Annotated in this window: 12 protein-coding genes; 7 read left to right on the top strand and 5 right to left on the bottom strand. The window is 58.0% G+C overall.

All coding sequences use genetic code 11. The features are described from left to right. Positions 1 to 43 precede the first annotated feature (43 nt). Positions 44 to 976: a LysR family transcriptional regulator gene (locus ACZRMH_RS06110; RefSeq protein ID WP_464012637.1), complete on the bottom strand. Its 933-nt coding sequence runs from the start codon at positions 974 to 976 to the stop codon at positions 44 to 46. A 218-nt stretch (positions 977 to 1,194) separates the two neighbouring features. On the opposite strand from ACZRMH_RS06110, the gene ACZRMH_RS06115 reads away from it, so the two are divergent. The 5 genes from ACZRMH_RS06115 to ACZRMH_RS06135 all read left to right on the top strand — a co-directional run bounded on the left by ACZRMH_RS06115 (position 1,195) and on the right by ACZRMH_RS06135 (position 8,874). After that, a complete protein-coding gene (locus ACZRMH_RS06115) occupies positions 1,195 to 2,706 on the top strand; it encodes an efflux transporter outer membrane subunit (protein ID WP_464012638.1) in 1,512 nt (503 codons plus the stop codon). A gap of 31 nt (positions 2,707 to 2,737) precedes the next feature. After that, positions 2,738 to 4,924, top strand: coding sequence for an FUSC family protein (locus ACZRMH_RS06120; protein WP_464012639.1), 2,187 nt, complete (start codon positions 2,738 to 2,740; stop codon positions 4,922 to 4,924). Continuing rightward, entirely contained in the window at positions 4,914 to 5,114 is a 201-nt protein-coding gene (locus ACZRMH_RS06125) for a DUF1656 domain-containing protein (RefSeq protein ID WP_016781859.1), read from the top strand. Before ACZRMH_RS06120 ends, ACZRMH_RS06125 begins: the two co-directional genes overlap by 11 nt. A 10-nt stretch (positions 5,115 to 5,124) precedes the next feature. Continuing rightward, positions 5,125 to 5,988 (top strand): efflux RND transporter periplasmic adaptor subunit, encoded by an 864-nt coding sequence (locus tag ACZRMH_RS06130; protein WP_464012640.1) that lies wholly within the window; start codon positions 5,125 to 5,127, stop codon positions 5,986 to 5,988. 120 nt (positions 5,989 to 6,108) lie between these two features. Then, a complete protein-coding gene (locus ACZRMH_RS06135; RefSeq protein ID WP_464012641.1) occupies positions 6,109 to 8,874 on the top strand; it encodes an RHS repeat domain-containing protein in 2,766 nt (921 codons plus the stop codon). A gap of 79 nt (positions 8,875 to 8,953) precedes the next feature. Here ACZRMH_RS06135 and ACZRMH_RS06140 read toward each other — a convergent pair whose 3' ends face one another. Both ACZRMH_RS06140 and ACZRMH_RS06145 read right to left on the bottom strand, forming a co-directional pair. Continuing rightward, positions 8,954 to 9,349 (bottom strand): DUF4440 domain-containing protein, encoded by a 396-nt coding sequence (locus ACZRMH_RS06140; RefSeq protein ID WP_321834468.1) that lies wholly within the window; start codon positions 9,347 to 9,349, stop codon positions 8,954 to 8,956. Then, positions 9,342 to 10,586, bottom strand: coding sequence for an MFS transporter (locus ACZRMH_RS06145; protein ID WP_464012642.1), 1,245 nt, complete (start codon positions 10,584 to 10,586; stop codon positions 9,342 to 9,344). Before ACZRMH_RS06145 ends, ACZRMH_RS06140 begins: the two co-directional genes overlap by 8 nt. Positions 10,587 to 10,695: 109 nt before the next feature. On the opposite strand from ACZRMH_RS06145, the gene ACZRMH_RS06150 reads away from it, so the two are divergent. Then, positions 10,696 to 11,580: a LysR family transcriptional regulator gene (locus ACZRMH_RS06150; protein WP_464012643.1), complete on the top strand. Its 885-nt coding sequence runs from the start codon at positions 10,696 to 10,698 to the stop codon at positions 11,578 to 11,580. A 115-nt stretch (positions 11,581 to 11,695) separates the two neighbouring features. On the opposite strand, the gene ACZRMH_RS06155 is transcribed toward ACZRMH_RS06150, so the two are convergent. Both ACZRMH_RS06155 and ACZRMH_RS06160 read right to left on the bottom strand, forming a co-directional pair. Beyond that, a complete protein-coding gene (locus ACZRMH_RS06155; protein ID WP_464012644.1) occupies positions 11,696 to 12,520 on the bottom strand; it encodes an SDR family oxidoreductase in 825 nt (274 codons plus the stop codon). Between the two features lie 10 nt (positions 12,521 to 12,530). Beyond that, positions 12,531 to 12,995: a multidrug transporter gene (locus tag ACZRMH_RS06160; RefSeq protein WP_464012645.1), complete on the bottom strand. Its 465-nt coding sequence runs from the start codon at positions 12,993 to 12,995 to the stop codon at positions 12,531 to 12,533. 512 nt (positions 12,996 to 13,507) lie between these two features. Between ACZRMH_RS06160 and ACZRMH_RS06165 the strand changes: the two genes are divergently transcribed. Beyond that, positions 13,508 to 15,997, top strand: a complete 2,490-nt coding sequence (locus ACZRMH_RS06165; protein ID WP_464012646.1) for an RHS repeat domain-containing protein — start codon at positions 13,508 to 13,510, stop codon at positions 15,995 to 15,997. Positions 15,998 to 16,006: the final 9 nt, after the last annotated feature.

A 16,006-nucleotide genomic window follows, 5' to 3' on the forward strand; every position in this document is an offset into this window, starting at 1 on the left:
GTGTGGGAGCGGGCCTGCCTGCCCCCACAAGGGCTGGAGGGGATCAGCTGTACGTCGCCAGCTCGCTCTGGTGCGCCGCCAGAATCTCCGGCAACGAGCTTTTCAAATACTCGACCCAGGTCTTGATCTTGGCATCCAGGTACTGGCGTGACGGATAGATGGCGTACAGGTTCAGTTCCTGCGAGCGGTACTTGGGCAGCATGCGTACCAGCGTGCCGTTGCGCAGGCCTTCGATAGCGGCATACACCGGCAACACGCCGACGCCCATGCCGCTGGTGATCGCGGTTTTCATCGCATCGGCGGAGTTGACCAGAAACGGCGAGGAATTGATCAGCACCATCTCTTGGCCTTCCGGGCCTTCGAACACCCATTTATCCAGGGCAATCACCGGGCTGACCAGGCGCAGGCAGGCATGGTTAAGCAGGTCGCTGGGCTTGAGGGCGGTGCCGTTGGCTTTCACATAGGCGGGCGAGGCACACACGATGCTGTAGGTGATGCCCAGGCGCTGGGACACAAAGCCTGAATCCGGCAGCTCGCTGGCCAGCACGATGGATACGTCGTAGCCCTCGTTGAGCAGGTCCGGTACACGGTTGGCCAGGGTCAGGTCGAAGGTCACATCCGGGTGGACCTTGCGGTAGCGGGCAATGGCGTCGATCACGAAGTGCTGACCGATGCCGGTCATGGTGTGCACTTTCAACTGGCCTGCGGGGCGCGAGTGAGCGTCGCTGGCTTCGGCTTCGGCTTCTTCGACATAAGCCAGAATCTGTTCGCAACGCAATAAGTAACGTTTGCCGGCCTCGGTCAGGGCGATGCGCCGGGTAGTACGGTTAAGCAAGCGGGTTTGCAGATGGGCCTCAAGGTTGGACACCGCCCGCGAAACGTTGGCGGTAGTGGTGTCCAGCATGGCTGCCGCAGCGGTGAAGCTTCCGGCTTCGGCCACGCAACTGAAGGCGCGCATATTTTGCAAAGTGTCCATGAAGTGCTCTCAAGGGGCGATATAGGGGACAACGACAACCAACAGCGACAAATTGTGACATGAAGTTTCAGGGTTTACAGGGAGGTTTTCATTCGACCAACGGATTATCCCAAGAACGGTAATAAAGATTCACATTTATGCCCGCTTATCGTTGCGCCTGCCAGGCCATAGACTTCTCTACCTCAAGCCTCCCCCCTCCTTTTCAGGAATTTGCAGCAGTGCAGCGTCGCATCAGCAGAGAGCTTAAAGCCCTCAGTGTTCTGGCTTTATCGTTAGCATTAAACGGCTGCATTGGTTTTGGTGGCATCGGTCCCAAAGACGCGATGTTGCCTGCCAATACCCTGGCCACCGACGAGGCGATTGAAAGCGCCGCGAAAGACGCGAACTGGCCCAAAGCCCAATGGTGGCACGCTTACGGCGACCCACAACTGGATCAATGGATCAGTATGGCTGTACAGGGTAGCCCAAGCATGGCCATGGCCGCTGCACGAGTGCGTCAGGCCAGGGCGATGGCGGGGGTTGCCGAGTCGGCCGAGTCACTGCAAATCGATGGCGAATCGACCCTCAAACGGCACAACTGGCCGTCGGATCAATTCTATGGCCCGGGCGCGCTGGACAACTCCACGACCTGGGACAACAACGCCGCGCTGGGCTTCAGCTTCGCCCTCGACCTGTGGGGCCGCGAAAGCAATGCCACCGAGCAGGCCGTGGACATGGCCCATATGAGCGTCGCTGAAGGGCGCCAGGCCCAGCTCGAATTGCAGAACAACGTGATTCGCGCCTATATCCAGTTGTCGCTGCATTACGCCCAGCTCGATATCGTCGAATCGACCCTGCATCAGCAAGAGCAGATTCTTGAGCTGGCGCAGAAACGTCTGGACGGTGGTATTGGTACCCATTTTGAAGTCAGTCAGGCGCAAGCGCCGCTGCCCGAGATCCATCGCCAGATCGATGCCCAGGAAGAAGAAATAGCCCTGACCCGCAACCAGCTTGCGGCGTTGGCCGGTAAAGGTCCGGGCGAAGGCGCACGGCTCAAGCGTCCGACCCTGGCGTTGAACACCGCGCTGAAGCTGCCATCAGCCTTGCCGGCGCAACTGCTGGGCCAGCGCCCGGACGTGGTTGCCAGCCGCTGGGAAGTGGCTGCCCAGGCCCGGGGCATTGATGTGGCGCACGCCGGTTTCTACCCCAACGTGGACCTGGTGGGCAGCATCGGCTTTATGGCCACTGGTGGCAGTGCGCTGGGCTTTTTGACCGGCAAGAAACTCAACTACAACGTCGGCCCGGCAATTTCGCTGCCAATTTTCGATGGCGGTCGTTTGCGCTCGGAACTGGGAGTGGCTTCTGGTGGGTATGACATGGCCGTGGCCAAGTACAACCAGACGCTGGTGAATGCGCTCAAGGGTATTTCCGATCAGTTGATCAAGCGCGAGTCGATGGACAAACAGCAGGTGTTCGCCGCCGAGTCGGTGGACGCTGCGCAAAAAACCTACGACATCGCCATGGTCGCTTTCCAGCGCGGGCTGACCGATTACCTCAATGTGCTGAACGCGCAAACCCTGTTGTTCAAACAGCAGCAAATTCAGCAGCAAGTCCAGGCTGCACGCCTGAGCGCCCATGCCGAGCTGGTGACCGCCCTGGGTGGTGGCCTTGGCGCGGGCTTTGACGTGCCCAGGGACGATCGTTATGTGCCCGACAAACCCCCGGCCATCATGGCTGTGTTCACTCATTAAATCCCCGATGGCTAATTTTGAGAGCCTGTAGATGAACCACTTGCCCGCCCCGGTACGCTGGCTGTATTCCCTGGAATGGCGCCGTGGCTTTTATGACTGGGCACGCAGCGATGGCGTGACCTGGGTGCATATTTTCAAAGTGCTGGTCGCCGCGTTTTTGACCCTGTGGCTGGCCATGCGTCTTGAGCTGCCACAACCGCGTACCGCGATGATCACCGTCTTTATCGTGATGCAACCGCAAAGCGGTCAGGTGTTCGCCAAAAGCTTTTACCGGTTTTTGGGCACCCTGACCGGCTCGGCGGTGATGGTCGCGCTGATCGCCCTGTTTGCGCAAAACACGGTGTTGTTTCTCGGCGCGATGGCGATCTGGGTGGGCATCTGCTCGGCCGGTGCGGCCCGTTGCCGTAACTTTCGCGCCTATGGCTTTGTCCTGGCCGGCTACACCGCTGCAATGGTTGGTCTGCCCGCACTGGCACACCCCGACGGTGCCTTTATGGCTGCGGTGTGGCGAGTGCTGGAGATCTCCCTGGGCATTCTCTGCGCAACCGTGGTCAGTGCCGCTATTCTGCCCAAGACCGCTGGCGCGGCGATGCATGACGCGCTGTATAAACGCTTTGGTGTATTTGCCGGCTTTGTTGCTCAGGGCTTGCGTGGCCAGTCCACCCTGGAAGCCTATGAAGCCAGCAATGTGCGTTTTATCGGTGAAAGCGTGGGCCTGGAAGGCATGCGCAGCGTTACGGTATTTGAAGACCCGCACATGCGTCGGCGCAGTGGTCGCCTGAGCCGTTTGAATAGCGAGTTCATGGCCATTACCACGCGCTTCAATGCCCTGCACCAGTTGCTTGCGCGCCTGCGCAGCCGTGGGGTGGTGGACGTGGTGTCGGCCATCGAACCCGAGCTGGAAATACTCTCACAGTTGCTCGATATCTATACCGGTCGCCCGTTGACCGATAAAGACGCGGCCTTGCTGGCCGAGCAGCTGGATGCCTTCAAGGCAAGCCTGCCGGGGCATGTGCGTGCGCTGCGGGTGAAGTTTCTGGAGAGTGAACCCAGCCCCTCGGACTTTCTCGATTTCAACACTGCGTACGAACTGCTGTTTCGTTTTGTCGACGACCTGCATAACTACGCACTGACCCACGCCTCGCTGGCCGACCATACCCACGAACGCGAGCGCTGGGACCAGCCGTTTATCTCGCAAACCAACTGGTGGTCAGCGGCAGCTTCGGGGATTCGGGCGGCATTTATCCTGGCCGTGCTCGGTACCTACTGGGTGATGACGGCCTGGCCCAGCGGCGCCATGATGACCTTGATTGCCGCCGCCACTGTCGGTTTGTCGGCGGCCACGCCTAACCCCAAGCGCATGGCCTTTCAGATGGCTTGCGGCACATTCCTCGGGGCGTTGATCGGCTTTGTCGAGATGTTCTTCGTGCTGCCGCATATCGACGGCTTCCCGCTGTTGTGCCTGGTGCTGGCGCCGGTGATCGTGCTGGGTTCGTTCCTCACCTCACGGGCCAACTACGCCGGTGTGGGGCTGGGCCTGCTGATCTTTTTCAGCACCGGCTCGGTCCCTGACAACCTGACCCTCTACAACCCGTACCAGTTTATCAATGACTACATTGCGATGGTGCTGGGCATGCTGGTCTGCGCCGCGGCTGGCGCGATCATCCTGCCGCCCAACAGTCGCTGGTTGTGGAGCCGTCTGGAGCAGGACTTGCGCGAGCAAGTGGTGTACGCCATCAGCGGCAAGTTGCGCGGTTTGAGTTCCAGCCTGGAAAGCCGTACCCGCGACCTGATGCACCAGGCCTATGGCCTGGCCGCGGGCAAGCCGCAGGTGCAGCGCGAGCTGCTGCGCTGGATGTTTGTGGTGCTGGAAGTCGGCCACGCGATTATCGAGTTGCGTAAGGAACAGGCGATTTTGCCGGTGCACCCGGCATACGCCGAGGCCCAGCCATGGCGCCAAGCCATCCGGGTTATGGGCCGGGCACTGGTGCGGCTGTTTATTGCCCCCAGCGAAAGCAACCTGGAACGGGCGTTGATTGCCGTCGATCACGCCATCAGCCGGGTGCAATCCACCGATGAGCCGTTTGCCCGCAACTTCGACACCTCGGCCTTGGTCCGGGTGCAAAGCTACCTGCACTTTATCCGCACCTCACTGCTCGACCCGCAATCGCCGCTAGCCATTTATGCCCAGCCGCAAGGACTAGAACATGCCTCGTGAAATCGCCTTCCATGGTGTCTACATGCCCACCATGACCCTGATGTTTTTTATCGCGGCGGGGTTGGCATGGGGCTTTGACCGACTGTTTTCCGGCTATGACCTGTACCGCTTCTTCTGGCACCCGGCGCTGCTGCGTCTGAGCCTGTTTGCCTGTCTATTTGGCGCCATGGCGCTCACTGTTTACCGTTGAGACCGATCCGATGAAAAAGTTTTTCAGCCTGCTCGCTACCTTGCTGGTTCTGGCCCTCGCCATATGGATCGGCCGCACCCTCTGGGAGCACTACATGAATACCCCGTGGACCCGTGATGGACGGGTGCGGGCCGATATCATCAACGTTGCCGCCGACGTTAATGGTTATGTGGTCGGGGTGCCGGTCAAGGACAACCAGTTAGTGAAAAAGGGCGACGTACTGCTGGAAGTCGACCCTGAGCATTACCAAATTGTGGTCAAGCAGGCGCAGTCCCTGGTGGCATCGCGCAAGGCGACCTGGGAAATGCGCAAGGTCAATGCCCATCGCCGGGCCGATATGGACAACCTGGTGATCTCCCGCGAGAACCGTGACGACGCCAGCAATATCGCTGACTCGGCCCTGGCCGACTACCAGCATGCCCTGGCCCAGCTGGACGCTGCGCAACTGGACCTGAAACGTACCAAGGTGCTGGCTACGGTCGATGGTTATGTGACCAACCTCAATGTGCATCGTGGTGACTACGCGCGGGTGGGTGATCCGAAAATGGCCGTGATCGACCAGGATTCGTTCTGGGTGTATGGCTTCTTTGAAGAAACCAAGCTGCCGCATATCCGCGTGGGCGACAAGGCCGACCTGCAGATGATGAGCGGCGAAGTATTGAAGGGCCATGTGGAAAGCATCTCGCGGGGTATCTACGACCGCGACAACCCCGAGAGCCGTGAATTGGTGGCGGACGTGAACCCGACTTTCAACTGGGTGCGCCTGGCGCAGCGGGTGCCGGTGCGTATCCACATTGACGAGATTCCGGATGGCTTCCTGCTGGCGGCGGGTACGACCTGTACCGTGATTGTGGAGCAGGGCAAAGTGGACTGACCTGGCGTCAGTCCTGGGCCACTTGGCAGCCCGCCATAAGTTAACTCTGTCATTTCTGACAGTAGGCAAGTCGCTGACTCGCGTATCTACTCTAATCAAGATTAGTCGAGGCTCTTGATTATGAATATTCACATTCATACGCCAACGTTAGCGGCTATCGATCCGCGTGGGTTGGTCGTTCGTTCAATCGCTTATTGCCGCTCTGCCATCGAGACAGATGCTGAGGTTCGTATCAATCGAACCGAGTACGACGAGGCGGGGCGAGAGGTTGCACAGTGGGACCCGCGGTTGTGGGTACTGCATGGCAGTGATGCCTCGACACCGGCCAATGTCGAGCACCTTTACACGCTGACAGGCATTCCCTTGAGATCCTTGAGTGTTGATGCAGGCCTGCGAATAAGCCTGCCGGGTGAAATGGGGCAGCTCCTGCACAGCTGGGATGGGCGAGGTAGTCAGCAATATATTCAGTACGACACCTTGCTGCGCCCCTTGGCGATTTTTGAGCATGAGTCAAATGCCCCGGTATCGTGTACTGAGCGTTATAGCTATGGCTCTGTAGATCCAGTCTGTATCGACCACAACCAGTACGGACAATTGATCCGCCACGATGACCCGGCTGGTACCAAGCATTTTAATGAGTTCGGCATAACGGGCGAGCTTATTGAGCAAAATCAGCACTTTTTGCAGGCACTGGAATCGCCTAATTGGCCTGCGTCAGAGAGTGAACGCGACCAGCTTCTTGAGACAGGGGCGGGGTACACAACGGTGTCTCGTTGCTGTCCTTTGGGCGCTGTCGTGCTGCAAACCGATGCCAAGGGCAATCAGCAGCAGTTTGATCACACCGTGGACGGTCAGTTGCGTGAGGCGCGGCTGCTGCTTGCAGGCGCATCAACGGCCAGGGTTGTGGTCAGCAGCATTCACTACAATGCTGGCGGCCAAACTCAGCAACAGACTGCCGGTAACGGGGTGATCAGCAGCTTCGACTATTCACCTCAGGACGATCGACTCAGACGCCTGCGGGCCAGCCGACCACAGCAGGAAGCCTTGCAGGACCTGAACTACCTGTACGACCCGGTGGGCAACATTCTCAGTATCGAGGACAAGGCTCTCCCGGTACGCTTCTTTGCCAACCAGCTTATCGAGCCGATTAATCACTACACCTATGACAGTCTTTATCAACTCATCGAAGCTACGGGGTGGGAGTCAGGGAGCAGCAACCAAGGCCCTGATCAGATTGAAGACCCACAAGCGGTGGCCAATTACCGTCAGACCTACCGTTACGACGCCGGTGGGAATTTGCTGGAGTTGACCCATCAAGGGCCGCAAAGCCATGGGCGCGTGCTGACTGCGGGTAAGTACAGCAATCGTTGCCTGCCCGATAACAATGGGATCGCGCCGACTAAGGCAGATATCGCCGCAGGGTTTGATGAAAACGGTAATTTGCGCGCATTGGATAAAGGTCGGACGCTGAATTGGAACTTGCGCAACCAGTTGAGTGAAGTCAGGCCTGTAGAGCGTGAGTCGGGCCTTGATGATAGTGAGAGCTACCGTTATGGCGCTGACGGTATGCGCCAGCGAAAAATACGTTTAACGCTAACAAATTCCCGTCAGGTGATTAACGAAACCCGTTATTTACCGGGGCTGGAAATTCGATTGAGCAAGGCCACGGGGGAAACGCTGAACGTAATCAGTGCCCGCGCAGCGCGCAATTCGGTGCAGGTGCTGAAGTGGGAAACACCGCTGGCGAAGAATTCGGTAGATGAACAATACCGCTACACACTTGCCGACCACCTGGGCTCTTTCACCTTGGAGCTGGACAGTGAGGGCCGGATTATTAGTCGTGAGCTTTATCATCCGTTTGGCACTACGGCGTTTAGTGAGCGAGGTGATTCGAGCGAGGTGACTTACCGGACTTTGCGCTATTCGGGTAAGGAGCGAGATGCAACTGGGCTTTACTACTACGGCTTTAGGTACTTCGCGATGGGTTGGCGCTGGATAAATCCTGATCCTGGTGGCTTAATCGATGGATTAAACCTGTATAGAGCCCTGCGCAATAACCCAATTTACTACAGTGATCTGGATGGACTCATGCCGGTGCATGGTGAGGGGCAGGGTACGAAAGACCGGCGCTATCACGAGCTTTCCGAGCAGGGCGCTGTTCGTCCTCTGCAGGCAGCAGGTATGCAGGCGATACGTAATTTTTTTGCGGACAGCGAAGATCCGAGCACCCAAGCCTATCGCCGTGAAATTCCCGTGGCACTCGAAGAACTGAATGCTCGACATGGCCAGGCGCTTGGCAATACTCATCAAGCTCATGTCATTGCAGCAGCCCGAACCAGAACGGCAGCTCCCTCGGGGCCAGTGTTGTATCACGCTGGAGAGGCTATGTCGGGAGTGTTGAGTAATGTCGTGGGTGAGGGAAATACAAGCAAGATAATGGGCCCAATGTCTGTTATTTTTAACAGTCCTGTGGAGGATCCTGCGGTACTGGCACAGAGACGGAGTGCAGTTGCCAATACTATACAAATTGCAGGGGACCTGGCTTCGTACAGCAGACACCCGCTTCTCTCTGCAGGGGGGCATATCGCAAAAAAAGCGGGGCAGCTGATGAAACAGAGTGAAGCACAAACGCAGATGCAATATGCGCAACTGACGGATACAGCAATCAGATATGCAGTTATTCCTGCGCAGACTTCTATGCCTTCAATGGCAATTAACAGGTTACCTGTGGACGCGCATTTCGCGGCACTGAACGATTCGCCCATAGCCCCCGAGTCGCTCGTTTCCAGCGGTCGGTACAGCGCCATGAACAGGCGCCTGTATGCCGCAGCATTTGATCAAGCATCAAATCCCCAGCAAGGGTCTGGAGCACGATCCAACTTTTGATCCCCTTGCCTTGCAGCGGTAACGCACAGTCATGACCGTTACCGTTGCACTTCGATCTCAAGTACCGGCTTGTTGCCTGTCAATCCGCACAAAACGTCTCATGCAAATGCCGCCACAGCACCTTGCCGTCGGCGGTTTTTTCAAATACCACGGTGGCCCGGCGATCAGTGCGGTTGCCGTTGTGTTCCTCTTGCAGCTCGCGGTAGCTGACCACCGCACCGCCTGCGTGCAAGGCAATGCCCTTGAACTCGCTGAGGGTGATTTTCAACCCAGGGCGCGCTCCGCGCAGTTGTTCAAACAGTGTTTCTACCCCGTCGAGATCCAGCACTTTGCCGCCGGGGGTAATCATCGAAAACTGCGGCGAAAAACGCGCTAGCAAAACCGGCAGTACGCCGGGCTCCAGGCCGGAAAACCAGCCTTCAATTTCGACGTGGGTTTCGTTTACCAGATCAAAGTAGCTCGCGTAGTCAGTCATCGGAATCTCCAGGTAAAGGTGCGAGCAAAGCCAGCACGCGGGATGTATCAAGGCGCAGAACGGGAATGAGCGGCACCAGCGTCAATGCACAACCGATGGCAAAGCATAGGGCATAGGCGTGGGGCGTCGAGGTGATCAGGGTCAAAGCGCCAAACAGGGCCATCATCAAGGCCGGGCCGAGCAAAAAGCTCAACTGGCGGTTGATATTCCACAGCGCACTGGCATGGCCCATATGCTGCGCAGAGACATCAATAAACGCGGTATTTTGCGCCGTGCTGCTGCACAGGCTGCCGCCAAATCCCATCAGCCCGTACAGCGCGATTGGCAGCCAGGAGCTTGAACCATCAATATGGATCAACAACCCAATACCCACGGCTTGTGCCGTCATGCCCAGCAAAAGCAACGGCTTTGGTCCGACACGGTTAAATTGATAACGGCTCAGGCAAATGCCCAGCGCCGATGCCAGCGCCCACGGCAGCATCAAGGCGCCGGTTTGCGCAGGGCTCAAGCCCAGTTGATGCAGATACAGAATGCTCACCAGCTGGGTGCCGATAAAAATGCCGGGGATAAACAGATAGGTCAGCATGCCGACGCGCAGCAGCGGGCTTTTGAGCAAGCGCGCCATAGTCAGGGCGCCCGCCGTCACACTCTGATAACTCAGCGCAGGGCGCGAAGCCGGGCGGGGCTCTGATGCAAACCAGCGTGCGGCCAGCAGCAGGGCAAGCAGCGCCAGTGGCAGGTTGGCGTAAAACACCCAGCGCCATGACCATGCTTCGACCACCCAGCCGCCCAATACTGGCGACAGCGCGGGCACCAGCAGCGCCACCAGCAAAATCACCGAAGTCAGGCGGGCACGTTCCCGTACGGGGAAGTGCCGATACACCATGGCTTGCCCCACCGGGATCAATAACCCGCCCGCCAGCCCCTGCAAAAGACGCCAGCCAATCAGGGTTTCAATCGAACCCGACTGTGCCACGCACCATGACGCCACGCTGAACAACAACAGTGAAGCCATGATCAGGCGCTTTTCGCCAAACACAGCCGCCAGCCATACGCTGGGCAAAATAATCACGGTCAGGCCGAGCATATAGGCGTTGCCGATCCAGGCCAGTTGCGCGACGGATGCGTGCAGCTCCAGGCTGATTTGCGGGTAGGCAATGGCAGCAGCGAACATGTTCACCAGATCCAGTGCATAGCCCAGCAAATACACCAGGGCGATTTTGTTGCGGTAGGCCATGATCGGCTCCTTGATCGGAGACCGCACAGTAAGCAGCTTTTGCTGCTGGAGGAATCGTCTGCTCGCTGCTAGATTGTCAAAAATATTTTGACAATAGGCAGGTTTAACGATGGTCAGCCTCGATCGATTCGACACCTTCAAGGCGGTGGTTGAGGCCGGTTCCCTGACGGGTGCCGCAGATTTGCTGGGGCAAACCCGTGCTGTGGTCAGCTTCAATATCAAGCGCCTTGAGGCCGAGCTGGGCGTGACCCTGCTGACACGCAATACCCGAAGGCTGGCGCTGACCGAGGCGGGCGAACGCTTTTATGTGCATTGCCTGAGCATGCTGGAGGCGGCCCGCCTGGCGATTGACGAGGCCCGTAGTGAACACACCGAACTCAAGGGCACGCTGCGCATCACCACCACGGTGGAGTATGCCCTGGCCAAAGTGGTTCCTGCGCTGGAGTTGTTTCGCAGTCTGCACCCCGAACTCGATGTGCATTTGTCGACCTCCTCGACCCATGCCGACCTGATTTCCGAGCGTTTTGACGTGGCTCTGCGCCTGGGCCGTGTGCTCGATTCGAGCCATCGCGCCGTGCAGTTGAGCACCTTCGAGATTCTGCCCGTGGCCTCACCGGGGTTCGTCGCCAGCGTTGTACCGATCAACAGCGTGCAAGCCCTTGAGCAAACACCCTGGCTGGAGCATGGCCGGGTAGGGGAGTTGAATATTACCGAGTTGAGCAGCGGTGCGGTGCGGCCTTACCAGCCCAACCCCGGCAAGGCGCGGATCAAGGCGGATAACTCATCGGTGCTGCAGGCTTTTGCTCTTACCGGGCAGGGGGTGGCGATTCTGCCGGACTGGCTGATCGAAGAGGATTTGCAGGCCGGGCGCCTGGTGCATTTGCTGCCCGGCTGGCAATTTACCCGCCAGGGGGTTTACGCGCTGTACCCCGACACCCGTCATTTGCCGTTGAAGGTGCGGGTGTTTATTGATTTTATGAAAATCCATGCCTGAGCATCGATTGTTGTGGGAGCGGGCTTGCTCGCGATGGTATCACCGCGCTTTGACTGCAAGACCGCATCGCCTGCATCGCGAGCAAGCCCGCTCCCACAGAGAGATTCGCAGATCATCAAAAGGTTTTATTCAACCCGAACCGCTTCATCAGGATTTTTTGCAGCAACGCGCTCGGCACTAGCGCAGCCAGCAGCGGCATGGCGCGGCTGCCATTACCGTAACGCAATAACATCGGCGGTTTGGGTTTCTGCACAGCCTTGAGCACCGCTTCTGCAAAGGCGGTTGCCGGTGTGGGGTTGTCTTGCGAGGCTTTGGCTCTTGCACGAATGCCGTCACGCATGGGCCACCAGGCGGAGTGCTCAGTGATCAACTGTTCGGCCTGGGCGCTGGCGTTGTTGGCGAAGTGGGTATCTATGGCGCCTGGCTGCACCTCCAGCACGCGAATGGCAAAAGGCGCCAGTTCCATGCGCAGGGCATCGCTCAATGCATGCACTGCCGCCTTGGAGGCGCAATAGGCCCCGGCAAACGGCGTCACCAATACCCCGGAAACACTGCCGATATTGACCACCAGCCCTTGGTTGCGACGCAGTGCTGCAAACAGGGCGCGGGTGACACCCACCACTGAAAAAACATTGGTTTCAAATTGCTGCTGCAACCCTTCGACGCCACCATCGAGCAACGGCCCCATGGCACCGTAACCGGCGTTATTGATCAACACATCCAGCCCGCCGCCAGCTTGTTCCAGACGCTCGACCAGTTGCGCCAGCGCCTGCGGGTCATTGACGTCCAGTTGCACCGCATCAAATCCCGCGGCTGCCAGCCGGGCCACGTCTTCAGGCTTGCGGGCGCAGGCCCATACGTCATGACCGGCTGCCTTGAAGGCATTGGCCATGGCACGGCCAATACCGCTGGAACAACCGGTGATCAAAACACGGGGCATCAAAATATCCTTAGTTGGAAAAACTGCCTTGCAGGCGTTCGGCGCGAAACTCGAGGGTTTGCGGGCGATAACCGGCGCGCAGCGGCGGCATCGGCAGGCAGTCCTGCCAGATGGCCCCGGCTTGCAGTTCGCCGGGGCCGCGGTAGCGCGGGGCCGTGTAGAGGTTGTCGGCCAGGTTGACCGTGTCGCCGGGTGCATAGGCGGCGACGCGCCAGCCAAGCTCGAGCAGAGGTACGTCATTGTGGTTTTGCAGGGTCAGTTGCAGCGGGCGGTCTGCCGGGCACTGCGCGGGGTCATAGACGATGCGCAGCTCCAGGCGTGCCAGTTGCTGAGCTTCGCGACTGTCCAGCCACGCCACTGACGCTGCCACGATTGCCAGCCCCAGCACGGCGGCCAGCGAAATCGGCAAAGCCTTGGCCGGGTAGCGCAGCAACAGGACAAGCCAGGTGATGACAAGCAGGACGCCGATAAACATGGCAGGACCTCGGGCCGATAAGACCTCAACCTTACCTGAACCAGTGCCATGCCGTTAGTCGCGACTGTCAATGTTGACAGTCGTGGAGCCTTTGCCTTGGGTATTAACTGACGATAAATACCTGTCAGAGAGTACCTGTGATGCCAGCCCCTGATCGCCATACCCCCGCACTAAGTGCTGTGGACCCCCGTGGCCTGGCAGTCCGTCTGATCGCTTATTGCCGCACCGATGGCAGCGCCACGGCCGAAACCCGAATCCATCGAGTCGGGTTTGATGCCACGGGCAAAGCCTGCGCGCAGTGGGACCCGCGGCTGTGGGCGCTGCGCTCGCAAGAGGCTGGCGTTCCGAGCAATCTTGAGAATGTGTTTTCCCTCTCCGGAGTGCTGTTGCGTTCTCTGAGCGTCGATGCGGGACTGCGGGTCAATTTACTCGGTGAGCTTGGCCAGGTCCTGCACAGCTGGGACGGGCGAGGCAGCCAGCAACAGCTAGAGTACGACGGGCTGTTACGCCCGGTGGCTGTATTTGAGCAGGCGCTCAATGCCAGCCAGACCTGTATTGCGCGTTATCTTTATGGTGCTGCAGATCAAGCCTCGGCTGTTTATAACCGCTATGGGCAGTTGATTCGTCGCGATGACCCGGCAGGCACCTGCCACTTCAAGAACTTCAGCATCCAGGGCGAGCTGCTGGAACAGTGCCAGCATTTTGTGCAGGCGCTGGAGCCGCCGCACTGGCCGCAAGCGCTGAGCGAGCGCGATGGCTTGCTTGAGTCGCAAGCGGGAGCCACCACGCAGATGCGTTTCAATGCCCAGGGAGACGTTGTGGCCCTGATTGATGGCCAGGGCAACGAACGGCAGTTTGACTACACCGTGGACGGGCTGTTGGGTAGCGCTCGGTTGCGTCTCAATGGGGCTGGATATCAAGTGCTGGTGCACAGCATGGATTACAACGCCCAGGGCCAGATCGCGGAGGAAACCGCAGGCAACGGTGTGGTCAGCCGATTCGAATACAACCCTGCTGATGGCCGGTTGATGCGTCTGTACGCCAGCCTGACTGAGCCGCAAGCCTTGCAGGACTTGAATTATGTCTACGACCCCAGAGGCAATATCCTGAGTGTCGAGGACAAGGCGCTGCCGGTCCGCTTCTTTGCCAACCAGCGTATTGAACCGGTCAGCCATTATGTCTACGACAGCCTCTACCAACTGGTCAGTGCCACGGGATGGGAAGCCGGGAGTGCCAACCAGGGGCCGGGCCAGATTACAGATCCGCAAGCAGTGGCAACATACCATCAAACCTATGCCTACGATGCTGGAGGCAACCTGCTGCAACTGATTCACCAAGGGCCGCAAAGTCATGGGCGCTTGCTGATAGCCGGGCAATACAGCAATCGGTGCCTGCCCGATCGCAATGGGCAGGTCCCGACACAAGCGGATATTGCCGCGGGTTTTGATGGGTGCGGCAACCTGCGCTTACTGGAAAATACCCGCGTAATGAATTGGAATTTGCGTAATCAGTTGAGCGAGGTTCGACCGGTGGTACGCGAGTCGGGCCTTGACGACAGCGAGCACTACATCTACGACAGTGACGGCCTGCGCCTGCGTAAAATCCGTTCAGTACAAACTAATGTTCGTACAGTAACCAGCGAAACTCGCTACTTGCCGGGACTTGAAGTGCGTATGAACAAAGCCAGCGGCGAAACCTTGTATGTCATCAACGCTGAGGCCGGGCGCAATGCTGTGCAGGTATTGTGCTGGAAAGATTCGCCGCCCTCAGGGCTGGTCAATAGTCAGTATCGCTACACCCTTGGCGATCACTTGGGCTCCAGTACCCTGGAACTGGACAGCCAGGCCAGGGTTATCCGCCGTGAAACCTACCACCCGTTTGGCACCTCGGCGTTCAACGAGGCGGGGGATTCGAGCGAGAGCAGTTATCGCACGCTATGGTATTCGGGCAAGGAACGGGATGCGACGGGGCTTTATTATTACGGGTTGCGTTATTACATACCGTGGCTACAGCGATGGGTAAACCCTGATCCTGGCGGGTATGGGGACGGGCCTGATCTTTATGCGTTTGTTGGTAATAATCCAATCACCTTTGTGGATACCGACGGTGCCGTGCGCATTGATGTCAGCAATTTGACCAAAGAGCAAAGAAAAGCCATTGGCGTTGATGAACCTCAGTTACAACCAGCACGGAAGGTGTATGACGCCGGTCGGGGCGAGGTCAAGCCAAGCAGTAACGTGCGGGAGCTGAACTCGGAAATGTACAAATCCTTCAAGCAGGCGCATGTGACGAATCTGGTCACTAAAACCTTGTTGATTGAAGGCTCACCCAATCAGTTCGTTGATTTGTGGCGCTCAAGCAAGGACCCCATGGATTTTATCCAGCAGCGTCGATTTAACCAGGGTACTAGTGCTTATATTCAATGTCGTACCGGCAATTGCGGTGAGCATTCAGAAATAGCCTTCAGCCTGCTGGCCAGTACTAAAACGGAACAACCTGTGTTTCAGGTCGCTGCGAAGGGTATTGATCATAATTTTGTTGTGATTGGTGATCGCCGTCAAATGAGCGATGAAAAACTGGTGATTGTAGATCCTTGGGTCAACTTTCCGATGGTGCACACCGCTGATGTTGGGGCGTTTGAGATCGGGGACACGCTAGAGCAAGCGGGCAGGGATGCCATGCCTCAATACCGGTTGGATGATGCTACGTTGAAAGTTAATAGCGAGATGGTCTTCCCGGTAATAGGCATTGTGGGCGGCGTGAGTGACAATCGAAGAAGATCGATTAAAGCGTTCGATGTAATGCTAGCGGCTCAGAGTCCATCCGGGAAATCGCCACTGTTTGAGCAACTGTTTTCAATAGAAGATAAATACCGCGGCATGCTGTTTACGAAGCCGGGTAAAGAGAAAAAATTCAATGCCCTGCCCGCCACCTTTGTGGAGGGCCGCATGCAGAACTATTCCAATTACATGACGGTCCATTACGGTCTTCAGAGGCCCTGAAGGTACGGT

It is taken from the genome of Pseudomonas sp. B414, assembly GCF_055408445.1.